General features: G+C 61.2%; 21 protein-coding genes, 2 tRNA genes and 3 pseudogenes. 18 read left to right on the top strand and 8 right to left on the bottom strand.

Annotated elements, in window-relative coordinates; genetic code table 11:
- Positions 1 to 96 precede the first annotated feature (96 nt).
- From PQR42_RS36355 to PQR42_RS36385, 7 genes and pseudogenes are all read left to right on the top strand, one after another.
- On the top strand, positions 97 to 438 hold the full coding sequence (locus tag PQR42_RS36355; RefSeq protein ID WP_408390671.1) for a carboxymuconolactone decarboxylase family protein: 342 nt from the start codon (positions 97 to 99) through the stop codon (positions 436 to 438).
- A gap of 29 nt (positions 439 to 467) precedes the next feature.
- On the top strand, positions 468 to 1154 hold the full coding sequence (locus tag PQR42_RS36360) for a hydrolase (RefSeq protein WP_408215018.1): 687 nt from the start codon (positions 468 to 470) through the stop codon (positions 1152 to 1154).
- Between the two features lie 192 nt (positions 1155 to 1346).
- Positions 1347 to 1637 carry a DUF1427 family protein gene (locus tag PQR42_RS36365; RefSeq protein ID WP_408215021.1) on the top strand — a complete coding sequence of 97 codons (291 nt, stop codon included), beginning with the start codon at positions 1347 to 1349 and terminating at the stop codon, positions 1635 to 1637.
- On the top strand, positions 1634 to 3526 hold the full coding sequence (locus PQR42_RS36370; protein ID WP_408390674.1) for an amidohydrolase: 1893 nt from the start codon (positions 1634 to 1636) through the stop codon (positions 3524 to 3526). The genes PQR42_RS36365 and PQR42_RS36370 overlap by 4 nt, the downstream gene beginning before the upstream one ends.
- A 1-nt stretch (position 3527) precedes the next feature.
- A pseudogene (locus PQR42_RS36375) lies at positions 3528 to 3973 on the top strand (DoxX family protein).
- 23 nt (positions 3974 to 3996) lie between these two features.
- Positions 3997 to 4914: a VOC family protein gene (locus PQR42_RS36380; protein WP_408390677.1), complete on the top strand. Its 918-nt coding sequence runs from the start codon at positions 3997 to 3999 to the stop codon at positions 4912 to 4914.
- A gap of 76 nt (positions 4915 to 4990) precedes the next feature.
- Complete coding sequence (locus tag PQR42_RS36385; RefSeq protein ID WP_408215029.1) at positions 4991 to 5704, top strand: YoaK family protein; 714 nt, start codon at positions 4991 to 4993, stop codon at positions 5702 to 5704.
- Between the two features lie 134 nt (positions 5705 to 5838).
- Here PQR42_RS36385 and PQR42_RS36390 read toward each other — a convergent pair whose 3' ends face one another.
- Both PQR42_RS36390 and PQR42_RS36395 read right to left on the bottom strand, forming a co-directional pair.
- Positions 5839 to 7602, bottom strand: a complete 1764-nt coding sequence (locus PQR42_RS36390) for an FAD-dependent oxidoreductase (protein WP_408495091.1) — start codon at positions 7600 to 7602, stop codon at positions 5839 to 5841.
- Positions 7603 to 7889: 287 nt separating this feature from the next.
- Positions 7890 to 8543, bottom strand: a pseudogene (locus PQR42_RS36395) (transposase); the annotation flags it as partial.
- A gap of 36 nt (positions 8544 to 8579) precedes the next feature.
- Between PQR42_RS36395 and PQR42_RS36400 the strand changes: the two are divergent.
- Positions 8580 to 9842 (top strand): MFS transporter, encoded by a 1263-nt coding sequence (locus tag PQR42_RS36400; RefSeq protein ID WP_408390680.1) that lies wholly within the window; start codon positions 8580 to 8582, stop codon positions 9840 to 9842.
- Between the two features lie 151 nt (positions 9843 to 9993).
- Here PQR42_RS36400 and PQR42_RS36405 read toward each other — a convergent pair whose 3' ends face one another.
- Positions 9994 to 10656 carry a TetR/AcrR family transcriptional regulator gene (locus PQR42_RS36405; protein ID WP_408215038.1) on the bottom strand — a complete coding sequence of 221 codons (663 nt, stop codon included), beginning with the start codon at positions 10654 to 10656 and terminating at the stop codon, positions 9994 to 9996.
- A gap of 142 nt (positions 10657 to 10798) precedes the next feature.
- On the opposite strand from PQR42_RS36405, the gene PQR42_RS36410 reads away from it, so the two are divergent.
- The 4 genes and pseudogenes from PQR42_RS36410 (at position 10799) to PQR42_RS36425 (ending at position 13141) form a co-directional block, all read left to right on the top strand.
- On the top strand, positions 10799 to 11380 hold the full coding sequence (locus PQR42_RS36410; RefSeq protein ID WP_408390682.1) for a hydrolase: 582 nt from the start codon (positions 10799 to 10801) through the stop codon (positions 11378 to 11380).
- Between the two features lie 95 nt (positions 11381 to 11475).
- Entirely contained in the window at positions 11476 to 12504 is a 1029-nt protein-coding gene (locus PQR42_RS36415; RefSeq protein WP_408390684.1) for an FUSC family protein, read from the top strand.
- Positions 12505 to 12607: 103 nt separating this feature from the next.
- Positions 12608 to 12772: pseudogene (locus PQR42_RS36420) on the top strand (DNA-binding response regulator); the annotation flags it as partial.
- A 180-nt stretch (positions 12773 to 12952) separates the two neighbouring features.
- The gene (locus PQR42_RS36425) at positions 12953 to 13141 is read left to right on the top strand and encodes a hypothetical protein (protein ID WP_408390686.1); all 189 of its coding nucleotides are present in this window, start codon (positions 12953 to 12955) and stop codon (positions 13139 to 13141) included.
- Positions 13142 to 13442: 301 nt separating this feature from the next.
- Here PQR42_RS36425 and PQR42_RS36430 read toward each other — a convergent pair whose 3' ends face one another.
- From PQR42_RS36430 to PQR42_RS36445, 4 genes are all read right to left on the bottom strand, one after another.
- The gene (locus tag PQR42_RS36430; RefSeq protein WP_408390688.1) at positions 13443 to 13715 is read right to left on the bottom strand and encodes a hypothetical protein; all 273 of its coding nucleotides are present in this window, start codon (positions 13713 to 13715) and stop codon (positions 13443 to 13445) included.
- A gap of 27 nt (positions 13716 to 13742) precedes the next feature.
- A complete protein-coding gene (locus tag PQR42_RS36435; protein WP_408390690.1) occupies positions 13743 to 14675 on the bottom strand; it encodes a tyrosine-type recombinase/integrase in 933 nt (310 codons plus the stop codon).
- Between the two features lie 142 nt (positions 14676 to 14817).
- A tRNA-Leu gene (locus PQR42_RS36440) sits at positions 14818 to 14904 on the bottom strand.
- Between the two features lie 242 nt (positions 14905 to 15146).
- A tRNA-Leu gene (locus tag PQR42_RS36445) sits at positions 15147 to 15233 on the bottom strand.
- 338 nt (positions 15234 to 15571) lie between these two features.
- On the opposite strand from PQR42_RS36445, the gene rnr reads away from it, so the two are divergent.
- From rnr to rpiA, 3 genes are all read left to right on the top strand, one after another.
- Positions 15572 to 18073 (top strand): ribonuclease R, encoded by a 2502-nt coding sequence (rnr, locus tag PQR42_RS36450; RefSeq protein ID WP_408215048.1) that lies wholly within the window; start codon positions 15572 to 15574, stop codon positions 18071 to 18073.
- 195 nt (positions 18074 to 18268) lie between these two features.
- The gene (gene rlmB, locus PQR42_RS36455; protein ID WP_042323987.1) at positions 18269 to 19012 is read left to right on the top strand and encodes a 23S rRNA (guanosine(2251)-2'-O)-methyltransferase RlmB; all 744 of its coding nucleotides are present in this window, start codon (positions 18269 to 18271) and stop codon (positions 19010 to 19012) included.
- Positions 19013 to 19082: 70 nt separating this feature from the next.
- Positions 19083 to 19778 carry a ribose-5-phosphate isomerase RpiA gene (rpiA, locus tag PQR42_RS36460; protein WP_408390692.1) on the top strand — a complete coding sequence of 232 codons (696 nt, stop codon included), beginning with the start codon at positions 19083 to 19085 and terminating at the stop codon, positions 19776 to 19778.
- Positions 19779 to 19789: 11 nt separating this feature from the next.
- Here the strand turns inward: rpiA and PQR42_RS36465 are convergent, their stop codons facing one another.
- Positions 19790 to 20083 (bottom strand): glycosyltransferase, encoded by a 294-nt coding sequence (locus PQR42_RS36465; protein ID WP_408390694.1) that lies wholly within the window; start codon positions 20081 to 20083, stop codon positions 19790 to 19792.
- A 181-nt stretch (positions 20084 to 20264) separates the two neighbouring features.
- Here PQR42_RS36465 and PQR42_RS36470 point away from each other — a divergent pair, with 181 nt between their 5' ends.
- The 3 genes from PQR42_RS36470 (at position 20265) to PQR42_RS36480 (ending at position 22454) form a co-directional block, all read left to right on the top strand.
- A complete protein-coding gene (locus PQR42_RS36470; RefSeq protein WP_408390697.1) occupies positions 20265 to 21482 on the top strand; it encodes a glycosyltransferase family 4 protein in 1218 nt (405 codons plus the stop codon).
- A gap of 253 nt (positions 21483 to 21735) precedes the next feature.
- The gene (locus tag PQR42_RS36475) at positions 21736 to 22035 is read left to right on the top strand and encodes a type II toxin-antitoxin system HigB family toxin (protein WP_408215061.1); all 300 of its coding nucleotides are present in this window, start codon (positions 21736 to 21738) and stop codon (positions 22033 to 22035) included.
- Positions 22032 to 22454, top strand: a complete 423-nt coding sequence (locus PQR42_RS36480; RefSeq protein ID WP_408215064.1) for a helix-turn-helix domain-containing protein — start codon at positions 22032 to 22034, stop codon at positions 22452 to 22454. Before PQR42_RS36475 ends, PQR42_RS36480 begins: the two co-directional genes overlap by 4 nt.
- Positions 22455 to 22618: the final 164 nt, after the last annotated feature.

Here is a 22618-nt window from a genome sequence, read left to right on the forward strand (position 1 = left end):
GATGAATCACATCGATCCGAAGCGGGGCGAACCGTGGGCCGGTTGAGTGGTCCGCTCGTGCGCCTGCTCCCCATGTATCCGTATTGGAGTCATCTCATGATTGAGTGGAAAGAAACGATTCAGGACATCAATGTTCGCCTCAAGGAACTGTCCACACGCACGCCGGACACCCTTCGCGGTTTTGGCCTCATCGCAGGTGCGGGCGCCAACACGAACCATCTCGGCGCGAAGACGCGTGAGCTCATCGCGCTGGCCGTCGCAGTCACCACGCGCTGTGATGGTTGTATCGCCTTTCATTCGGCAGAGGCCGTCAAGCTCGGCGTGTCCGATGCGGAAATCGCAGAAGCGCTGGGCGTTGCCATCAACCTGAACGCCGGCGCCGCCATCACGTACAGCACGCACGTGCTCGATGCCATCGAAACGCTGAAGCAAGCCTGATTATCCAGACACACTGATCGGAACCCATCATGACCAACCCCAAGCTCGAAGTACTGACCCCGCAAAACTCCCAACTGCTTTTCATTGACCAACAGCCTCAGATGGCATTCGGTGTCCAATCCATTGACCGGCAGGTGCTGAAGAACAATGTGGTGGGTCTCGCCAAGGCAGCGAAGCTATTCGGCATTCCCACCACCATTACGTCGGTCGAATCGCAAAGCTTCTCGGGCTTCACCTACCCCGAACTGCTCGACGTGTTTCCCGGTCAGCCGGTGCTCGAACGCACGTCGATGAACTCCTGGGACGACCAGAAGGTTCGTGACGCGCTGGCTGCGAATGGACGCAAAAAGATCGTGGTTTCCGGCCTGTGGACAGAGGTTTGCAACAACACCTTTGCACTTAGCGCGATGCTGGAAGGCGACTACGAGATCTACATGGTCGAAGACGCCTCGGGTGGCACGTCGAAGGACGGGCATGACTATGCGATGAAGCGCATGATTCAGGCCGGCGTCGTGCCCGTGACGTGGCAACAGGTGATGCTCGAATGGCAGCGTGACTGGGCGCGTCGCGACACGTACGACGCAGTCATGAACGTCGTCAGGGAACACTCTGGTGCGTACGGGATGGGCGTGGATTACGCATACACGATGGTGCACAAGGCGCCGCAGCGCGCCAACGGTTCCCACGAAATCGTGCCCGCGGTTCCGGCCAGGTAATCGGCCACCCACTGTCTCAACTGATGTCATGACTCCGGCCGTGTGGCAAGGCGCCGCCGGCCATCAGGAATCCATATGAAATTCAGTTAAGGCAGCCCCGATCTGATTCTGCCCGATGGCCGCTTCACCGTGCTGGAGCCGCAACGACCGCAAGCGATTCCGTCGTGAGCAAGCTGCAAGAGAGATTAACCGATGAAACTCTATCTGTTTTCACTAGGTGCCGGCGTTCTGGTCGGTGTCATCTACCACCTGATTGGCGTACGGTCGCCGGCACCGCCGCTCGTTGCGCTGGTCGGGCTGCTCGGCATTCTCGGTGGAGAGCAGCTTGTTCCCCTCAGCAGGCAATATTTCTCCGCCACCATTCACGCAGCGATGTCGCGCGCATCGGACGAGGCGAGCGCAGCATCCGGCACATTGCAGCACGGCATTTCTCGCGTCATGACTGCTCGCAAGATTGCTGGCAACGGAGAAACCCGCTCATGAACACTTCCGCAAAAACCCCCGACCTGATTCTGCACAACGGCCGCTTCACGACGCTAAATCGTGTAAACCCGACAGCGAGCGCGATCGCCATCAAGGACGGGAAATTTACGGCCGTTGGCGACAATGCCGACGTCATGTCGTTGGCCGGTACGGCGACAAAGATAGTCGATCTGAATGGACGATCCGTTCTGCCGGGGCTCATCGACAACCATACGCACGTCGTGCGTGGCGGCTTGAACTTCAATATGGAACTGCGGTGGGACGGCGTGCGGTCGCTGGCCGATGCGATGAACATGCTCAGGCGCCAGGTGGCGATTACGCCGCCACCGCAATGGGTCCGCGTGGTGGGCGGCTTCACTGAACACCAGTTCGTCGAGAAGCGGCTGCCCACCATCGAGGAGTTGAATGCCGTGGCACCCGAGACGCCCGTCTTTATCCTGCATCTTTATGACCGGGCGTTGCTGAACGCCGCGGCGCTGCGCGTGGTCGGCTACACGAAAGACACGCCGGAGCCTCCCGGCGGACAGATCATGCGCGACGGCGACGGCAACCCGACAGGGCTACTGCTCGCCAAACCGAATGCGTCGATTCTGTACGCGACGCTGGCGAAGGGGCCAAAGCTGCCGTTCGACTATCAGCTCAATTCGACGCGCCATTTCATGCGCGAGCTGAACCGCCTCGGCGTGACGGGTGTGATCGACGCGGGCGGCGGCTTCCAGAACTATCCGGAGGACTACCAGGTCATCGAAAAACTTTCCAGCGACGGACAGATGACGGTGCGTCTCGCGTACAACCTGTTCACGCAGAAGCCGAACGCAGAGAAGCAGGACTTTCTGAACTGGACGAAGACATCGAAGTACAAGCAGGGCGACGACTACTTCCGGCACAACGGTGCGGGCGAGATGCTGGTGTACTCCGCAGCGGATTTCGAGGACTTCCGCGAGCCGCGCCCCGACATGCCGCCGCAGATGGAACACGAACTGGAAGAGGTCGTGCGCGTGCTCGCCGAAAACCGCTGGCCATGGCGCATGCACGCAACCTATGACGAGACGATCAGCCGCGCGCTGGATGTCTTCGAGAAGGTTAACCGTGACATTCCGCTCGATGGCATCCACTGGTTCTTCGACCATGCCGAGACGATCTCCGAGCGATCGATGGACCGTATCGCGGCGCTCGGCGGAGGCGTAGCGGTGCAACACAGAATGGCCTACCAGGGCGAATATTTCGTCGAACGCTACGGCGCGGCGGCGGCCGAGGCGACACCGCCCATCGCGCGGATGCTCGAGAAGGGCGTACGAACGTCGGCGGGCACGGACGCGACGCGCGTCGCATCGTACAACCCGTGGGTATCGCTTGCGTGGCTCGTGACGGGCAAGACGGTCGGCGGTCTGAGCCTCTATCCGCAGCGTAATCGCCTGGACCGCGATACGGCGCTGCGGATGTGGACCGAGAAGGTCACCTGGTTCTCCAACGAAGAAGGCAAGAAAGGCCAGATCGCCGTGGGCCAGCTCGCGGACCTGATCGTTCCCGACCGCGACTTCTTCGCTTGCCCTGAGGACGAGATCGCGCACACGGTGTCGGATCTGACGATTGTTGGCGGCCGCATTGTGTATGGCAGTGCGGCGTTCACTCATCTCGACGACAGCGCTCCACCTCCGGCGATGCCCGACTGGTCACCCGTGCGCCGCTTTGGCGGGTTCGCGGCGTGGAAGGACTCGAAGGGCGAGGGCGAGGCGTCGTTGCAGAAGATGGCGGCGTTATCGTGCGGCTGCTCGAATGGTTGTGCCGTGCATGGCCACGACCATGCGCGCGCCTGGTCGAACAACGCGCCGGCGTCCGATTTGCGCTCGTTCTGGGGCGCGCTCGGCTGCGCCTGCTGGGCGGTCTGACATGAGTACAAACGCACAAAGGAATCCGCACTGGATCGCTGCGTTGCTCGCGCAACGCTGGCTGCCGCTGGTGGCACGCACGGCGCTCGTGTCTGCGTATCTGATTGGAGGTGTGGCCAAGCTCGCGAACTTTCATGGCGCCGTGCTCGAGCAGCAGCATTTCGGACTTCATCCGGGATGGCTGTGGGCAACGCTCGCGATCGTCGTCGAACTGGGCGGCTCGGTCTGCGTGATCGCCAACCGCTTCGTGTGGCTGGGCGCGGGAGGGCTGGGCGCATTGACGGCCGTTGCGATGCTCGTCGCGAACGACTTCTGGACCTGACGGGCGGCGCGCAGGTTTTCGCGTTGAACGGCTTCTTCGAGCATCTCGGACTCATCGCTGCGCTCGTCATGGCGCCATGCCTTGCCGGCATCAAGCATTCCTCCGGCCATGCCGGTGTTCGGTAAAACCTCAAAGGACTTTCAGTATCATGCGTAATCTTCGTTCCCTGGCAGCGACAGCGCTTGCCATCATCTGTCTCGCTGCATCGTCAGTCGCCTCGGCTACGCCACCGAGAATTCCACAGCCCGTCGCGGAGCCGCAGCTCGCTGTGGGGCCGCAATACGACACCACCCATGTCTATGTAGCGCCTGAAGACTTCGACAAATTCACCGATAGTCTTGTCGCAACCTTCGGCGGCCACAAGTCGCAACAGGGCGTTTTTCAGGTGACACCCACGTCGAGCAAGACGATCTCGCAACTCGTTTTCACGCCGGTCGGCACGTTGTCTGTGTTCGGCTTCAAGACGCCTGTTCCGTATCCGTTCGGTAGCGAGCGCACGGGATATCTCGTGACCGACATCGACACGGCCGTCAAGTCGGCCAGGCGGCACCACGCCGACGTCACGGTGGCGACGTTCCCCGATCCGATCGGACGTGACGCGATCGTCTCCTGGCCGGGCGGCGTCAACATGCAGTTGTACTGGCACAACCAGGCGCCGAACTATGATTCTTTGCAGACGGTGCCCGAGAACCGGGTCTACGTGTCACCGGAGCGCGCCAGTCTATTGATTCGCAACTTCGTGGCTTTTTCGCATGGCAAAGTCGTGTCCGATGATCACAACGCGCCTGGCGTCGAAATTGGCCGGCCGGGCGATACATACCGACGCGTGCGGATCGACTCGGGATTCGGCAAGATGACGGTGCTGGTGACCGACGGCCACTTGCCCTGGCCGTTCGGCCGGGAGATGACGGGCTATGAAGTGACGAATCTCGCCGACACGCTGCAGAAGGCGAAGGCGGCAGGCGTCACGGTGCTGGTCCCGCCGTTCACTTCGGATAACCTCGAAGCCGCGCTCGTGCAGTTCCCGGGTGGATATATCGCCGAGATTCACGCAATTGCGCAGTAGACGCGGGATGGCGGGGTGATGCGCCATGACGGTCGCGAGGCCATCCGATGTCATTCCCCGGCATGGGAGACGATCGATGAAATCTGAAGACAGCGTGCTCGCCGCCATCGCGGGCTACGTAGACACACTTAGCTTTGTCGCGCTTTTCGGGCTGTTCACCGCTCACGTGACGGGCAACTTCGTGCTGATTGGCGCCGGAGCGGCGGGTTTCGGCCAGGGCGTGTTCATGAAGTTGATGGCGTTCCCCGCATTCGTTGCAGGCGTGGTCGTCAGCAGCGTGCTTGTTAAGAGCGTCGGACCCGCGACGCCCAACCGCGCGGCGTGTGTTCTCTACGCTGTTCAGGCAGCGCTCATGCTGGCCTTTTGCCTCGCGGGTGTCGGCGTCTCGCCGGTTGTGCATGCAGATAGCACGCCCGTCATCGTCTGCGGGATGATCGGCGCAGCGGCAATGGGCGTGCAGAATGCGCACGGCCGGCTTGTCACGCGTCCCGGCGTGCCCAACACCGTGATGACGGGCAACGTGACGCAGGCCGTGCTCGACACGATCGACATCCTGTCGCCGCAGATGCCATCCGAAGCACGAGCGGTGGCGCGAACGCGACTGGGGAAGATGTTGCCGACGATTTTCGCGTTCGCAGCTGGCGCAATCCTTGGCGCTCTCGCGTATCGGCACACAGCGTTCTGGGCGTTGCTGCTGCCGTGCGTCGTGCTCTTGTGGCTGGCTTTGAAGGCTCGCAGCGCACAGAAACAGCTGGCGGCTTCCGGATCGGTGACAGACGCGAGGAGATAGTCGGACAGGCGTGGCCGGCCTGCTCATCCCGTGGTGCCCGGAACAGCTGGACGTGGCAGCCGGCGGACGGGCATGTGTGTGCAAGTACCATTGCCGCGACATATCCAGCCTTGCAACCCATCGTGACAGGCAGCTTACACATGCATGGAACGCGCGGGTGTTTCGGCGCGCTTCATGGCTAGAAAGCGGTGAATCTGCGCGACCACGGCTGCCCCTTCGCCCACGGCCCCTGCAACGCGCTTGGTGGAACCCGATCGAACATCGCCGATTGCAAACACGCCGTCGACACTTGTATGCAGCGGGAGCGTGGGCCCGCTGGCCCGTGTTCCCAGGTCGGTATCGGTCAACACAAATCCGCCCGGATCCAGCGACACTCCACACGTGCGCAGCCAGTTCGTGTTGGGGTCGGCACCGATAAAAAGGAACAGATGATGCGTCTTCAGACTTTCTGTACCCCCATCGCGTCGCCGATGGTGGACGGACTCCAGCCGTTCGTCACCTTCGAGGGCCGTTATTTCAGAACCCATATGGATCGTCACGTTCGGCAACGAGGCAATTCGCTCGATCAGATAGCGCGACATGCTGTGTTCGAGTTCCTGGCCCCTGACGAGGACATGAACATGGGCAGCATGCGATGCAAGAAACACAATGGCCTGTCCTGCTGAATTTCCGCCACCGACTAGCAGCACGGTTTCGCTGCGGCAAAGCCGGGCCTCGATCGACGTCGCCCAGTAATAGACGCCGTGACCTTCGAAGCGCGCAAGCCCGCTCACTGCCGGACGCCGATATTCCGCGCCGCTCGCGACGACTACCGTCCGTGCCGCAACGCGCCGCGAATCGGCAAGCTCCACCTCGAGCGGGTATGCGCTGCAATGCAAGCCTTTCACCTCGACGGGAATCGCGATGTGCGCGCCGAATTTCTGCGCCTGGTTAAATGCCCTGCCGGCTAGCGCTTGCCCCGAAATACCCGTTGGAAAGCCCAGATAATTTTCGATGCGTGCACTCGTGCCTGCCTGGCCGCCCGGCGCGCGGCAATCGAAGACGGCCACTGACAAGCCTTCGGATGCCGCATAGACGGCTGCCGCCAGGCCAGCGGGCCCGGCGCCGACGATCGCGACGTCGTAAACATGCCTGGGATCGAATTCCGGCACGAGTCCCAGGCACGAGGCGAGCTGCCCGTCGTCCGGATTGCGCAGCACGGTGCCGTCCGGGCAGACAACGAGCGGCATGTCATCGCGCCGAGGCGTCATGCGCTCGAGCAACGCGATGGCATCGGCACCGCTTTCGTCAAGCGTCATATGCGGGTAAGCATTGCGTTGCAGGAAATGTTGCAGCGCGAGGAGCCGCTCGTTGTCGGGCGGGCCAACGAGCACCGCCCCTTGCCCGCGCTCGATCGCGGCGACGCGCCTCAGGATCAGCGCGCGCATGATCCTTTCACCAAGCTCCGCCTCGCCGATCATCAGGGCACGCAGCTTGTCCGGCGAAATCACGAGCGCCACGACATCTTCGATAACCTCAGCATCGACAAGGCCGGGCTTGCCTGAAAGCATGCCAACGTCGGAGGTGAATTCGCCCCGTTTCGCCTGAGAGCGCAGCAAACGTCGATGGCCGAGTCCGTCGCGCGCCGTGTATCGAATCGTGCCCGACAGCAGGACGAACATGCCAGGACTCATGCCACCCGCGCGATATAGGAATTCGCCGACGACGTAGCTGTGTATCGCACCAAAGCGATTGATCCGATCAATCTCGGCGTCAGTCAGTACCGGAAATATCTGATGCCAGCGCGGGGTGTTATCTGGGGTCTGCGCATCCGCCACGGCAGAACGATCGGCGTCGTTCGTGCCGGCTTCTGTCTGGTTTTTCGGCCCGCCAGGTGGCGAAGCTGCGCCGCTGTTCATCGTGAACCTCTGACTACGCGCGTTGGGACCGGCCGGCGGAGAGTCACGCCCCTGGCCTTTTGGATAACCCACGGGGTAAATGTCGTCCAGTGATTCAAGATAGGTTAGCCGTCAACATGCAGCAAATAGGTAACACCAGTCTTGCTCTACCTCAGAGCTCAACCCGATGGCGAAGCGTCGCGCAAAGTCGTGTTTTGGTTTGGGGCGCTGACTTTGGCAGTACGTTTCGAGTTGAAGAGTTCAGCGAGGCGGCGGTTTTGCAACGTGCGACGCCCCCCAGTTCTTCGTCATGTAACTGCCTGGTTTGCGTGCTTACCTTCAGGCATGAGCCACTTGGCCATTCTTCGCAGATTTTGCGCAGTTGCTGCCATCAGAAACTCATCATGCGCACCGCTTGGACCACGCAGTCGCAAGCGATCCAGTTTGAGGATGCGCTTGAGGTGAGCGAAGAGCATTTCCACTTTCTTTCGCTGCCGGCGAGACTGTTTGTATTCTGGGGTGGCCGCGATGCGCCTCGCTTCATCGCGTGCGGCTTCATGGATGCTGCGCACAACTTTGCGAAACTGCATATTCGGGCAACATCGATTCTTCATCGAACAGCCGTCACAGTCCATTTGGCTCGCTCGGTAGACGATGGTGTCGGCTTTCGTGACGTGTGTGCGGGGATTCCTGAATGGACGCCAGTCGCTGCGCAGCGCGTTTCCCGCAGGACATCGATATTCGTTGGCCTGTTCCTTCCAGATAAATTCGCTGTGGGAGAACGTATTGTCCTTGCGCGTTGTTTTATCCCAGACTGAAACGTGTGGCTCAATGTGCTTCTGTTCAACCATCCAGCCAAGCAGCGCTGCTGTGCCGTATGCGGTGTCACCGACCAGTCGGCGAGGTGTCAGGTCCCGTTGGCGTTCGACACGATCGATCATTGTCCTGGTTGATTCGACCTCTTTGCAGTGCGCCTGCGCTCATTGATCGGCGCGCTCATGGGCAACCTGATCGAGTGGTACGACTTTCTCGCTTACAGCGTATTCTCCATCTATTTCGCTTCGTCGTTCTTTCCGAGCGAAAACGCCACAGTGCAGCTGATGAACACTGCCGCAATCGCTGCGGTGGGGTATGTTGCCCGACCTCTTGGAAGCTGGTTGATCGGATTCTATGCGGACCGCCTGGGTCGCAAGCTGGCTCTAACGTGGTCGGTTGCAGGGATGTGTTTCGGGTCGCTGATTGTCGCTGTAGCTCCGGGGTATCAAACCATCGGCGTATTTGCCCCTGCGCTGCTTATTGCAGCACGACTTCTCCAAGGTCTAAGCATGGGAGGTGAATACGGTACGAGCGCAACCTATTTGAGCGAGGTGGCGCCTGCCAATCGACGCGGGTTCTATCTCGGCTTTCTGCAGGTCAGCGTCGTCGCAGGACAGCTTCTCGCCCTAGGTCTTATGTTGCTCATGCAACGACTGCTTTTCACTGCGGATCAGATCGAGCGATGGGGGTGGCGCATTCCATTCCTCATCGGCGGTCTTCTCGCACTTTTCGCCATGTACATGAGGCGTCATGTCAGCGAAACACAGGCCTTCCAGGACGGCCGCCGGGAATCGTCACCGCCCGTGGTTCGTCAGCTGATTCAGCATTGGCGCAACATTCTGCTCGCGATCGGCATCACGGTAGGTGGGACGGTTGCCTTCTACACATTCACCGTCTACATGCAGAAGTTCCTTGTCAACTCCGCCGGGTTGAGCAAGGAGAACTCGACGCTCATCACCACTGGCGCGCTGCTTTTGTACCTGCCGCTGCAACCGTTGTTCGGTCTGGTGTCGGACTTGATCGGGCGTCGACCCGTTCTGATCTTTTTCGGTTTGAGCTGCACGCTGTTCCCGGTTCCGCTTTTTGAGGCTCTCAGCCGCACGAAAAGCACGGTGATGATGTTCATGCTCTGTTTCGCGGGGCTGCTCATGTTGAGCGGTTTCACTTCCATCCACATGCTGGTGAAGACGGAACTTTTTCCGGCGCGGATCAGGGCACTTGCGGTTGGGCTCCCCTACGCACTGACGACCGCGATCCTCGGTGGCACGACGGAACTTGTCGCGTTGCGGTTCAAGGCATCAGGCCACGAGTCGTATTTCTTCTGGTACGTCACAATCTGGGCCGCCATTTCCCTGCTCGTCTATCTACGGATGCCTGAAACCCATGTCAGGCGAGCGGCGGTGAGTCCGGCGCGCCGTGCTTCGTCGAACCAGGGCGATTGCTGAAGCTGCCGCGCAAAAAAATGGCTGGCGTGAGTGGGTCGAACGTTTTCACCGGGATGCGCCGCGTTCAAACGGCTGTGAAAGCATCCAGGTGCATGCCGCCCGACGTGTTCGCCGCTCGGCGACGTGATGACGGGCAGGGCAGCAACAGCAGTCACGTCGACATGCCGGACTTGCCATTTTTCTTCGGAACGATGCTGTTGCCCGAAGCGGAACGCTCCTTGCGTGCGGCGCCTCGTTGCGCTGTGCCGGCATGTCCACCACGCCCGGATTCCATCACGTCCTTGAGGTAGTGCTCTACCACGTGCTGGAACTCCAGCATCGCCGCGTGATGGTCAACCACGCTCTCATCGTGGCTCAGCGTGACGGCAGCTTTCATAAGGTGCTGGACGACGACGGCCCGGAACAAAGCTTCTTCCACGGAGAGTCGCGGCGCGAGGGCAGCCAGCACGGATGCGATTCCTTTGCGCAATCTTTCGCGCACTCCGGTGGCGCCGGGCAATACGACATCAAGAGCGTCGACCAGCCCCACGAAAGCGGGGTGCGTCGTGCGAAACGCCACGAATAACGTCGTCAGCCGGCCCGCAACGACCGATACGTCAAGCAAGGGCACCTTCTCGCTCAGCTGGCCGAACGCGGCTTCAAGCTCGATCACGTACTGCTCGATTAGCGTAACTGCGACCTGCTCTTTCGTTGGAAAGAACTGGTAAAGCGAACCGATCGACGCCCCCGCGCGCGCGGCGATCGCTGTCATCGTCGTTGCTTCGTACCCTTTTTCGGCGAATTCCGCACTTGCGGCTTCCAGTAACGACGCCACCCGCGCATGTCCGCGGGCGCGGCGCGGCGCCTTCGCTTCGCCCGTATTCGGCGTTGACTTTTGTGAGGCCATTCTCATATACTGTTTGTGAGCACCCCCTCACAATACACCAGCGGCTCGCCGCTTTCAACGGAAGACCATCATGTTGCAAAAACTTGACCCCAAGACTACCGCTCTCGTTCTGATCGACCTTCAGGAGGGCATTCTCGGATTCGGGAAAGCGCCCCGCCCAGCCGCAGCCGTGCTGGCTACCTCGGCAACGCTCGCAAAGCGCTTCCGGGAAGTGGACGCGCCGGTCGTCCTGGTCCGGGTGGGCTGGAGCGCCGACTTCGGCGATGCACTGAAGCAGCCCGTTGATCAGCCCATCGCGCTTCCCCCCGGCGGACTGCCCTCGAACTGGTGGGACTTCCCCGCCGAACTGGCGGTGGAGGAGCGTGACATCAAGATCACGAAACGCCAATGGAGCGCCTTTTACGGCACCGAGCTCGACCTGCAATTGCGGCGTCGCGGCATCGAAACCATTGTGCTCGGGGGGATTTCGACGAACATCGGCGTCGAATCGACGGCCCGCGCCGCGCACGAGCACGGTTACTCGCTGGTGCTCGTCGAGGACGCAATGAGCTGCGCCGCGCCCGAGCATCATGATGCGTCGCTGAATTACATCTTCCCGAGGCTCGGTCTTGTGCGGCAATCCGTCGATGTACTCGAGGCGCTCGCAGGCTGATGACGACCGATGGACAAGCACAGCGTGGCGGGAGAGCGACGATGAGCAGCGAATGTTACACCGGAGCTTCGTCGCTCCGTCGCCGCATCGAAACCGTGTTCGACGCGCGGGCGTTGGGTCGCGCCATGTTTGCGCTCGTCCCGCTTCTCTTGCTTGCACTTGTATCCGGCAGTTCCGAGTGGCTCACCGCTGCAATCGTGCCGGTCGCGATGCTCATCGCACTCGACCACTCGCAGCTTGCGCCGCTCGGCGTCTTCGCGCACGCTTTGGCGATCAGCGCGGGCTTCGTGATCCTGATGGGGTCGCTCGCGCACCCGCTGCTCTTTGTCGTAGCCACAGTCCTGTTGGGCATGGGATCCGTGCTGGTGACCGCGGGCGGCAGCGCCTTGCGCTCGCTCGGCAACTTCACGTTTATTCCCTCGCTGTATCTTGCCTGCGAAAGTGGGGAAGGGGTCACGCGGCAGGCGCTTATCAACCGGAGCGTTGAGATTCTGCCGTTCCTGTTGATAGCGGCGTTGCCGATCCTGCTCGTTGCGTCAGTCGAGCACTTCCGCTCGCGTGAAGCTGGCCAGCCGACTCTTGCGCATTTCGCAAAGTGGACTCGCCTCTCCCCAAACAGCGAGCGCAACGCATATATCGAGTTGGTGATCACCGTCGCGCTCGCGGTCGCTTGTGCTGCCGTACTTGTCGAATGGCGACACGTCGACAATGGTCAGTGGATGATCTGGTCGGCCGCCAGCGTCGTTACCGGAAATGCGGCAAGCGCCCGGCAGAAGTTTCGCAACCGGCTGACCGGGGCCGTCATCGGCGTGTCCTTCGGCGTGGTCGTCGGATTGATGATCCCTCATGCGTTGTTTATGCGTGTGTTAGTTGTGTTCGCCGCAATGCTGACGCTCATTTGCATTCGTCCGTACACGCTCGCATTCGGGGTCCGGTGCGCCTGTGCGGCAATCGCGTTTGTGTTGGCGGGAAAACCGTGGATTTTTGGAGGCGAACGCCTGCTGAACGTGGCAGTCGGCAGCGCCATTGGGCTGCTGTGTGCGCTCACGGCATCCGCCATTGCGGCGCACATGAAAGACACGTGCCGCTCGACGTGTGACTCCCCAAGACCCCGGCAAGACTGAGCGGGATTGCGCAGTCGCCTCTGATTAAGGGCGCACGAGGGTGCGGGCCGATTCGGTGTTTTGGACATTTGTATCGGCATTTCGCTGACTGAGGAAGAGCTGCATGTCAAGAGTGCTTACGATCGAAGACGATGAAACTACCGCGAGCGACATCGCGGGGGAATTGAGGAAACGGGGCTTCAGTGTCGATTGGGTCGACAGCGGAAGAGAAGGCATGGCATGCGCGATGAGCGACGAGTACGACGTCATCACGCTCGATCGCATGCTTCTCCGTAGAGCGAAGCAAATCTGTCACTACCATGCATAGCGTTGGCGTGGCAAACCGCGTGCATGTTGACATTTTTACGTACGTGAAAAACGGAGAAAATCTGTCAATTCGCATATATCCGTATTAAATTTGTCAATCTGCCTCCTACACTTCGAATCCCGTCTTCAAGGCGTGGATCTCATGAAATCGTCTCTGCCGATAGTCAAGCCAATCGCGCTTAAGCGACCGCGAGGCGCGCATCGATTCGATGCGTTCAGCCCCAAGCTGATCATTTCTTTTATGCAAAATTCCAAAATGGCAGAACAGGGAAGACTTCTCGGTCTCTCAACTCCGCTGCAGACGGCGTTTTATTCCGCCGGCCACGAATAAAGTTCGCCATATTCTCGTTTGATCTGAGCGATCACATTGCCGGAACGTGCAACAGGACCCCGGTCGACGCGAGTGCGCTTGTTGGCAAGCGCAAGGTTACTGGTGTCGCGCCCATGTTTATATAGTAGAAGCGCGTTGCACACGGCGCCCAAAACCGGCCGTATCGTCTGTGGTAAAAGACGCCCGAACGGGCAACGACAGCAATATAACCGACCGGCGACTATCGACGCAGCCAGCACGACCTGAGGGGTGCCAGAGTTGGGGTTGCGGCACGCGATTGACGATTGAGTGGGCCTGCCGCTCAGGTCCGCTTGCTTGATCGAGCTTCTATCGCCGGCACGCTTAGCCGATCAATATAGTCTGCCCACTCCTGCATGACCCTGCGACGATCATCGTCAAACGTTGTTCTATCGTAGGCCTTTTGCACATCGCCACGTTTGGCGTGTGCCAGCTGGGCTTCCAGAATATCGATATCCATACCGAGCCGTTCTCGTCCGACCGTACGAAGCATGCCCCGGAAACCGTGCGTCGCGTGTTTTCCTTGAAAGCCCATCTCTCGCAATGCTTTGCTCAATGCATCTCGATGCAAATGAGGAGTCTTTTAGCGGGCAGGGGACGGAAATACGTAGTGTCCCTTACCGGTAAGTGACTGCAACTCGTTCAGGACGGCGATCGCCTGCTTCGGCAATGGCACGATGTGATCATGCCGCATTTTCATCCGCTCGGCTGCAACGTGCCATTCAGCTGTCTCGAGGTTCACCTCGGTCCACGGCACCGCTGCAACCACGCCGGGGCGAAGGCCGGTCAGCATGGTGAGCTTGAGGGCGGCGCGTGTAATGGGAGACTTGTAGGCATCGATAGCAAGAACGAGCGGAGCGATGTCGGCAGGCCTGGTGATCGCTGGTATATGGCCTTTCCTGTGGCGAGGCACAACGCCGCGCAGTATCAAGGCGGCGCCATCTGCGCGCAGTCCATTCTGGACGGCGTACGTCACGATGCCACCGACATACTGCCGTGCTTTGGTCGCGAGGTTGGGCGCGTGGGAGGCGATCGCTTCGAGTATGGGTTTGACCTCTGGCGTGGCAAGCGTCGAGATGGGCTTGTTGCGGAGCGCGGGAGTCAGGTATTCGCGTACGACAAACTCCGCCTTCCGGTAGGTTTCGTCTGCCCATTCCTTGCGTTTGAAGTCGAGCCAACGCTGGGCCACGAGATGGAAGGCGCCTTCGGCTACGCGTTTGCGTGCGGTGGATTCGGCCTGGCGATATGCAACCGGATCGATGCCTTCGCGTACGAGATTGCGTGCGGCAGTGGCCGACCGTCGTGCATCAGTGAGCGTGATATCGGGGTAGGGGCCGAGGCTGAGGAAGTTCTCCTTGCCCGTGCTCGGTCGTCGGTAGCGGAGCAGCCAGGTCTTGCTTCCATCCGGCCAGACGCGTAAGGCGAGCCCATTCCCATCCGTGAGCAGATAGGGGCGCTCGCGGGGCTTGGCAACAGGAAACACCACTTCGGACTTGGGTTCGACGCGTTTGGGCATGGCCTAGCACCTCGATTCCGTGTATACGCAAAAATAGTCGATGCCAGTGGAACGCACGGGAACTGCAGGCAACAAAAAACCCCGTAAGACGTTGATCTTACGGGGTTTCTCGAACTTCTTCGGCTTCTGCCGGAACAACTGTTGGTGCCCAGGAGAGGACTCGAACCTCCACGGTGTTGCCACCGCTAGGACCTGAACCTAGTGCGTCTACCAATTCCGCCACCTGGGCACGTCTTCAAGCTAGACCGCTATTTTAGCGTGATGATTTAGCGTGTCAATCCCCACCTGCAAACTAACTTCGCTTCAATCAACCGCCCGGATATCTCGCGTAATGAAGGGATACTTCACCGCTCGACAACCGTCCCGCCGACTACTCACTTCCACCAGGTAATCCGCGCTGATAAACAGAATCGGATCACCCGGCTTCACACAAAAAGTAAAGCCGCTCGTAAGCGGCTTTACTTTTGAATCTGGTGCCCAAGAGAGGACTCGAACCTCCACAGTGTTGCCACCGCTAGGACCTGAACCTAGTGCGTCTACCAATTTCGCCACCTGGGCAGGTGATGAACAGCAAAGAACGCCATTATAGCGACAGATTAGAGCCTGTCAAGCGTTTCTCAAAACTCGCTTAAACATCGCGTTGACGAGCGTGCACACGCGTCACGGGCAACTGCGCAGCGACTATTGACGGGCCGCTTGGCGCGCAAGACGGGTGTTAGAATGCCTCGCAGTAGTTCGTTGGCACGGTGCACACGCCCGTCGGACTCAGCCTTGAACGAGCCGGACCCGAGCAGTCTTTTCTGTGCATTTGCAGGTGCAATTCAAGCGCAACTGAAGCGTGACTGAAACGCTAAGCAAACGCTTCCTAAGCCGAGCCACATCGCCGACCGACGTCCATGCAACGAGAAAAAATCATCGATAAGCCCTTGAGCAAATTTCCGTATCCGATTCCAAGCCGCGAAGAAATCCTGGGCGTCCTGCGCACGAGTGAAGCGCCGCTTGCAGCGAACGACATCGCCGAAGCCTTGTCGATCAAACGCCAGGAGCGCGAAGGATTTTTCAAGCGCCTCGGCGCGATGGAGCGCGACGGCCAGATCCGGCTCGATCAGCGCAATCTCTACCAACTGACTCATCCGTCGAACTTCGTCGCGGGCCGTGTGCAAGGCCATCGTGACGGCTACGGCTTTCTGATTCGCGACGACGGCCAGGACGATCTGTTCCTGCCCACCGCCGAAATGCAGAAGGTCATGCACAACGACCGCGTGCTCGCGCGCATCGTCGGCTATGACCGGCGCGGCCGTCCGGAAGGGCATATCGTCGAGGTCACGGACCGCGCCAACAAGCGCGTGATCGGCCGCCTGCTCAACGAGAACGGCGCGTTAATTGTGGCGCCCGAAGACAAGCGCATCGGCCACGACATTCTGATCCAGCAGAACACCAAGAAGGCCAAGGTCGGCCAGGTGGTGGTGGTCGAGCTGACCGATTTCCCGAGCCGTCATTCGCAGCCGCTCGGCCGCGTGGTGGAAGTGCTTGGCGATATCGACGACCCCGGCATGGAAATCGAAATCGCGGTGCGCAAGTACGGCGTGCCGCACGAATTCAGCCAGGCCGCGCTCGACGAAGCCTCGCGGCTTCCCGACGAAGTGCGCCCGGTCGACGCGCGTCATCGCATCGATCTGCGCGACGTGCCGCTCGTCACGATCGACGGCGAAGACGCCCGCGACTTCGACGACGCCGTGTACTGCGAGCCGGTTCAGGTCGGCCGTGGCGAGGGCTTCCGCCTGATCGTCGCGATCGCGGACGTCTCGCACTACGTGCACCCGAAGAGCGGGCTCGACGCCGACGCGATCGAACGCAGCACCTCGGTGTATTTCCCGCGCCGCGTGATTCCCATGCTGCCGGAGAAACTGTCGAACGGCTTGTGCTCGCTGAACCCGCACGTCGACCGTTGCGTGCTGGTGTGCGACATGATCGTCACCGCGCGCGGCGAAGTGAAGGCGTATCAGTTCTATCCCGGCGTGATGCACTCGGCCGCGCGTCTGACCTACACGGAAGTCGCCGCGGTCCTGAAGAACACCAAGGGTCCGGAGGCCACGCGCCGCGCGGCCTTGCTGCCGCAACTGCAGAATCTGTACGGCGTGTACAAGTCGTTGTTCGCCGCGCGCCAGAAGCGCGGTGCGATCGACTTCGATACGACCGAGACGTATATCGTCTGCAATGCGCAGGGCAAGATCGAACAGATCATTCCGCGCACCCGCAACGACGCGCACAAGCTGATCGAGGAATGCATGCTGGCCGCGAACGTCTGCGCGGCCGACTTCCTCAAGCGCAACAAACATCCGGGGCTGTTCCGCGTGCACGCCGGACCGACCGCGGAAAAGCTCGAGAATCTGCGCACGTTCCTGCGCGGCATGGGCCTCACGCTGGCCGGCGGCGACAAACCGCACGCGAGCGACTACGCCGCCTTGATGGCGCAGATCCGCGACCGGCCCGACGCGCAGATGCTGCAAACCATGCTGTTGCGTTCGATGCAGCAGGCGGTCTACAGCCCGGACAACATTGGCCACTTCGGTCTCGCGTACGAGGCGTATGCGCACTTCACGAGCCCGATTCGCCGTTATCCCGACCTGCTCACGCACCGCGCGATCTACGCGATCCTGCAAGGCCGCAAGTATCAGCCGGAGCCGCCGCAAGGCGTCGAGCTGAATACGGCGCTCTCGCCGCGCGCACGCGCCATGCAGCAGGCCGACGATGAAAAGCGCGGCCGTCAGCGTGGCAACAACGTGGCGATCTGGGAAGAGCTCGGCCTGCATTGCTCGGCCAACGAACGCCGCGCCGACGAAGCCTCGCGCGACGTCGAAGCCTGGCTGAAGTGCTACTTCATGCGCGACAAGCTCGGCGAAGAGTATGGCGGCATGGTCAATGGCGTGACGTCGTTCGGTATTTTCGTGCAGCTCGATTCGCTCTTTATCGAAGGCCTCGTGCACGTCACCGAACTCGGCTCGGACTACTTCCAGTACGACGAGATCAAGAACGAGTTGCGCGGCGAGCGCACCGGGATTCGTTATCGTCTGTCGGATCGCGTGCGGGTGCAGGTGAGCCGCGTCGATCTCGATGCACGCAAGATCGACTTCCGGCTCGTGCGCGACACGCCGATCAAGCCGCCGTTGGTGCGTGGGCCGTCGGCCGACAAGTCGTCCGGTGAAAACGGTGGGGCACGCGTGCGTGCGTTGCCGCCGGCGGAAGGTGGCGCGGCAGCGCCGGGCGCGCGCCGCAAGAAGGCTGCGCCCGCGCAAACCGCGGCGGTCAAGGAAGCACGCGCCGCGCGCGGCGCGGCGAAGAAGCACGGCGCCGCGACCAAATCGGTGTCGAAACCGCAGGCACGCAAGAAACGCTGAAGCCGCCTGCTTGCTTAAACCGCGCGCATCGGGCACGTCGCAACGTGCCGGTTGCGCGCGGTCTGCGTTTCATCGCCATCAAGCATTCGAACACAGCAGCCGCAGTGCATCCATATAAGCACGCAAAGCACGCAGGTTCGTATTCATCACAGCAGCGCGCGTCGAACGCGCGCTCAATCAAAGGTTGTATCAGTCATGGCACGTCTCAAGGTTTTATACGGTTTCCACGCAGTGACCGCGCGTATCCGGCACGATGCGTCGACAGTCGAAGATGTCTATTACGACGCGACGCGCAAAGACCGTCGCATGACCGAATTCCTGCATACGGCGAAAGAAGCCGGCGTGCGTCTGATCGCCGCCGACGAAACGCGTCTGTGGGGCCTCGCGCACACCGAGCGTCACCAGGGCGTGGTGGCGCGCGCGGGCGACATGCCGCTTGCGCAGAACCTGGCCGAATTGCTCGACGGCATCAACGGTTCGCCGCTGATTCTGGTGCTCGACGGCGTGACCGATCCGCACAATCTCGGCGCCTGTTTGCGCGTGGCGGATGCCGCCGGCGCGCACGCGGTGATCGCGCCGCGCGATCGCGCGGTGGGGTTGAACGCGACGGCCGCGAAGGTGGCGAGCGGCGCGGCCGACACCGTGCCGTACATCACCGTGACGAATCTGGCGCGCGCGCTGCGTGAGTTGAAGGACGCGGGGGTGTGGGTCGTCGGCACGGCCGGCGAGGCCACCAAGAGCCTCTACGACACGGAGCTGGACGGTCCGGTGGCACTGGTGATGGGCGCCGAAGGCGAGGGCATGCGGCGTCTCACGCGCGATACCTGCGACGTGGTGATGCAGATCCCGATGGCGGGCACGGTCGAAAGTCTGAACGTGTCGGTGGCGAGCGGCGTGTGTCTGTTCGAAGCGGTGCGTCAGCGGGCAGTGAAGAAGTAATCCCGACACGACCGGCGCCAGCCTTCCACTCCGGTAAACTAGCGTTTTTTACTGCCCGCCAGCTTTCCCCATGACTCAAGACGAACTCAAGCAACTGGTCGGCCAGGCCGCCGCCGACTACGTGAACGCCACCGTGCCCGAAGGCGCGGTGATCGGCGTCGGCACCGGCTCCACCGCGAACTGTTTCATCGACGCGCTCGCCGCCAACAAGGCGCGCTATCGCGGCGCGGTGTCGAGTTCGCTCGCCACCACCGCGCGGCTGCAATCGCACGGTTTCAAGGTGTTCGACCTCAACGAAATCGATTCGCTGCCGGTGTACGTGGACGGCGCCGACGAGATCGACCACGGCGGCGCGATGATCAAGGGCGGCGGCGGCGCGCTGACGCGCGAGAAGATCGTCGCGTCGGTGTCGGACGTGTTCGTGTGCATCGCGGACGCCAGCAAGCTGGTCGAGACACTCGGCACTTTCCCGCTGCCGATCGAAGTGGTGCCGATGGCGCGTACCGCGATCGGCCGCCGCGTCACGGCGCTCGGCGGCGTGCCGGTGGTGCGCGTCACGAAAGAAGGCGTTCCGTTCATTACCGACAACGGCAATGAAATCATCGACGTCAAGGGTTTGCGCATCAGCGACCCGCGCGCGCTGGAAATGCACATCAATGCGTGGCCGGGCGTGGTGACGGTGGGGCTGTTCGCCGGCCGTGGCGCGAATCTGTGCCTGCTCGGCACGGACACCGGCGTCGAGACGATCGAGTACAGCAAGGGCTGAGCCCCGCTGCCCTAACGTCGCGCGCGGGCCCGGGCCCACCGGCTCGCGCGGACATCGAATGCGGAACTCGCATCGACATGCCGCGTCGAGTTGCATTGGCGCGCGGCCTGCCTGATCGCCTGCGTCATCCGCCGCAAATACTGCTCCACTGAAAATTCCGTTTGCGCATCGGCCGGCGTCTGTTCCGCAAGACGCTGCGCCAATGCCGGATCGGCGCGCAACGCGCCGATCGCATCAACCAATGCCGTGACATCCCCCGGTTCCACCAGCCAGCCGTTGCGCCCGTGCCGCACGATCTCGGTCACGCCGTCGCGCGCATGGGAAGGCGACGTAATCGGACACGCAGGTTTGCAATAAGCGAACCGCGACGTTTATTATTCGCAAGCTGTCACGCGTCGAATGTGTGCACGCGCACGCACAGCAGACGAAGCGCCACATACACTCGTTGCTAAGCCTAAGAGGCGCTAATTAAAAAACGAGGGGATCATGAGAGTGGCGATCGTGCACGACTGGCTCGTCGCGCCGGGCGGTGCGGAGAAGGTGCTTGAGCAGATCATCGAGTGCTTTCCCGACGCGGATCTTTTCAGTCTTGTCGATTTCCTCGAAGACCGCCGGCCGCTAGGCGGCAAGCCCGTGACGACTTCATTCATTCAGCGCCTGCCATTCGCGCGACGCCACTATCGAGCTTATTTGCCGCTGATGCCGCTTGCCGTCGAACAATTCGATCTGTCCGGCTACGATCTGATCATTACGAGTTCCTATGCGCTCGCCAAGGGCGTATTGGTCGAACCAGATCAGACGCATGTGAGTTATGTGCATTCACCGATGCGCTTCGCGTGGGATCTGCAGCATCAGTACCTACGCGAAGCGAATCTGACGCATGGACCGAAGTCGTGGGCGGCGCGCGCCGTGCTCCATTATTTGCGCGGCTGGGATTCTCACTCGGCGGACGGCGTCGACCGTTTGATCGCGAGCTCGCATTTCGTTGCGCGTCGCGTGATGAAAACTTACCGGCGCGACGCGGCCGTGATTCCGCCTCCCGTCGACCTGCACGAATTCGAACTGTGCACGCGCAAGGAAGATTTCTATCTGACTGCTTCGCGGATGGTGCCGTACAAGCGCATCGATCTGATTGTCGAAACATTCAATGCCACGCCGCACCGCAAGCTGGTCGTGATCGGCGACGGGCCGGAGATGACGGCGCTTCGCGCCAAGGCCCGTCCGAACGTGACGATCCTCGGCAATCAGCCGTTCGAGGTGCTGAAGGACCATCTGCAACGCGCGCGAGCTTTCGTGTTCGCCGCCGAAGAGGACTTCGGCATCGTCGCGCTCGAAGCGCAGGCATGCGGCACGCCGGTCATTGCCTTCGGCAAGGGTGGCGCGCTCGAAACCGTGGTGCCGATCGGCGAGGCGCATCCCACCGGCGTGTATTTCGCCCGCCAGACCGTGGTGTCGATCCTCGACGCGATCGATCGCTTCGAGCGTCAGCGCGATCGGATCACGCCGGCGGCATGCCGCGCGAACGCGGAACGTTTTTCGGCAGCGGTATTCCGGCGCGCGTTCATGGCCGAGGTCACGCGGACGATCGCGACGGGGGGACTGCGTCATCGGATTGGAACGGCGGAGCGGATCGAACCGGATCTCGCCACGCAGGATCTCCGCTGGCCCGGCGAGCTGGTGCAGAAGAGCAGTTGGGGCCGCTGACGTGCTCGAACGTGATGTCGTCAGTCGGCCTGCGTGGGTTGGCGCGACGTCGCAGGAAAGCGGCAAGTCGTCTCGTTATTCGCGTATTGCGAACTTCGCAATACGCGAATAAAATGGTGTCGTCGTACCGCAGTAGGCTGTAAATAGCTGTTCGGACTATGCCGTCCGGCCGGCTACCGGTGTCGATTCGCTCCGTTTAGCCTTGCAGATGAAGCGCGCATGTTCAGCGCGCGAACACATGCGAGGACATCCGATGCGGGTCATTTCAAAGAAAGCGTTGCTGGACTTTATAAAGAGACATCCGGGGGCGCGCAGTGCGCTATTGACGTGGTATTCACTGGCGCAGGCATGCCTCGCGTATGGCCATAACGACCTGAAGCAGACGTTCGCCGGCGTGGACTATGTGCCGCCTCAATACACCGTTTTCGATGTAGGCGGCAACCGGTTCCGGATCGTTGCGGCGATTCACTACAACAGGCAGTCGTTATTCGTTCGTCATGTACTGACGCATGCGGAATACGACCTTTGGACGAGGAAGAATCTAAACTCATGAATGCCGATCGCCTTCCGGGAGCTTTTCCCGACATCGCTCAAACCTGGGCCGCGCTGCAAACGCAGTTGCCGATCACTCCCATTCGCAACGAGCAGGACTACCAGACCATGGTGCGGCTCGCCAACTCGCTCTCCGATCATCTGAACGGCAACGAGGAAGATCCGCTCGCCGATCTGTTCGCGATCGTGACCGACTTGATCGAAAGCTGGGAAGCGCATAACGTGACGATTCCAAAAGCGGAGCCGCGCGAGGTATTGCGGCATCTGCTGGAAACGCATGGGCTCAAGCAGAAGGACCTGATAGGTATCGCGTCGCCTACCGTGGTGAGCGATATTCTTGCGGGCCGCCGCGCCATCAGCAAGAAGGTGGCCAAGGCGCTGGCCGTGCGGTTTCATACCGACGTCAGCGCGTTTCTGTAAGAGCCTCGCGGCGCCGGCCTTGTGCCGCGCCGTAAGCGGTGCTGACCGGCAAGCTTTCTCGTTGCTCACCTCGTCCATTCGACACCACGCCGGCGGCACGTCCCAGGCCGTCGGCTTCGGTGCTTGCCGCATTGGTGTCGCTGCTGTTTCTGCCGCGCGAATCA

It is taken from the genome of Paraburkholderia sediminicola, from assembly GCF_046027355.1.
Taxonomy (GTDB): Bacteria; Pseudomonadota; Gammaproteobacteria; order Burkholderiales; family Burkholderiaceae; genus Paraburkholderia; species Paraburkholderia sediminicola_B.

Bases quoted from the DNA above. Each gene is read 5' to 3' on its own strand.
- PQR42_RS36355 (WP_408390671.1), top strand. From the start codon at position 97: ATGATTGAGTGGAAAGAAACGATTCAGGACATCAATGTTCGCCTCAAG.
- PQR42_RS36360 (WP_408215018.1), top strand. From the start codon at position 468: ATGACCAACCCCAAGCTCGAAGTACTGACCCCGCAAAACTCCCAACTG.
- PQR42_RS36365 (WP_408215021.1), top strand. From the start codon at position 1,347: ATGAAACTCTATCTGTTTTCACTAGGTGCCGGCGTTCTGGTCGGTGTC.
- PQR42_RS36370 (WP_408390674.1), top strand. From the start codon at position 1,634: ATGAACACTTCCGCAAAAACCCCCGACCTGATTCTGCACAACGGCCGC.
- PQR42_RS36380 (WP_408390677.1), top strand. From the start codon at position 3,997: ATGCGTAATCTTCGTTCCCTGGCAGCGACAGCGCTTGCCATCATCTGT.
- PQR42_RS36385 (WP_408215029.1), top strand. From the start codon at position 4,991: ATGAAATCTGAAGACAGCGTGCTCGCCGCCATCGCGGGCTACGTAGAC.
- PQR42_RS36390 (WP_408495091.1), bottom strand. From the start codon at position 7,602: ATGAACAGCGGCGCAGCTTCGCCACCTGGCGGGCCGAAAAACCAGACA.
- PQR42_RS36400 (WP_408390680.1), top strand. From the start codon at position 8,580: ATGGGCAACCTGATCGAGTGGTACGACTTTCTCGCTTACAGCGTATTC.
- PQR42_RS36410 (WP_408390682.1), top strand. From the start codon at position 10,799: ATGTTGCAAAAACTTGACCCCAAGACTACCGCTCTCGTTCTGATCGAC.
- PQR42_RS36425 (WP_408390686.1), top strand. From the start codon at position 12,953: ATGAAATCGTCTCTGCCGATAGTCAAGCCAATCGCGCTTAAGCGACCG.
- PQR42_RS36435 (WP_408390690.1), bottom strand. From the start codon at position 14,675: ATGCCCAAACGCGTCGAACCCAAGTCCGAAGTGGTGTTTCCTGTTGCC.
- rnr (WP_408215048.1), top strand. From the start codon at position 15,572: ATGCAACGAGAAAAAATCATCGATAAGCCCTTGAGCAAATTTCCGTAT.
- rlmB (WP_042323987.1), top strand. From the start codon at position 18,269: ATGGCACGTCTCAAGGTTTTATACGGTTTCCACGCAGTGACCGCGCGT.
- rpiA (WP_408390692.1), top strand. From the start codon at position 19,083: ATGACTCAAGACGAACTCAAGCAACTGGTCGGCCAGGCCGCCGCCGAC.
- PQR42_RS36470 (WP_408390697.1), top strand. From the start codon at position 20,265: ATGAGAGTGGCGATCGTGCACGACTGGCTCGTCGCGCCGGGCGGTGCG.
- PQR42_RS36475 (WP_408215061.1), top strand. From the start codon at position 21,736: ATGCGGGTCATTTCAAAGAAAGCGTTGCTGGACTTTATAAAGAGACAT.
- PQR42_RS36480 (WP_408215064.1), top strand. From the start codon at position 22,032: ATGAATGCCGATCGCCTTCCGGGAGCTTTTCCCGACATCGCTCAAACC.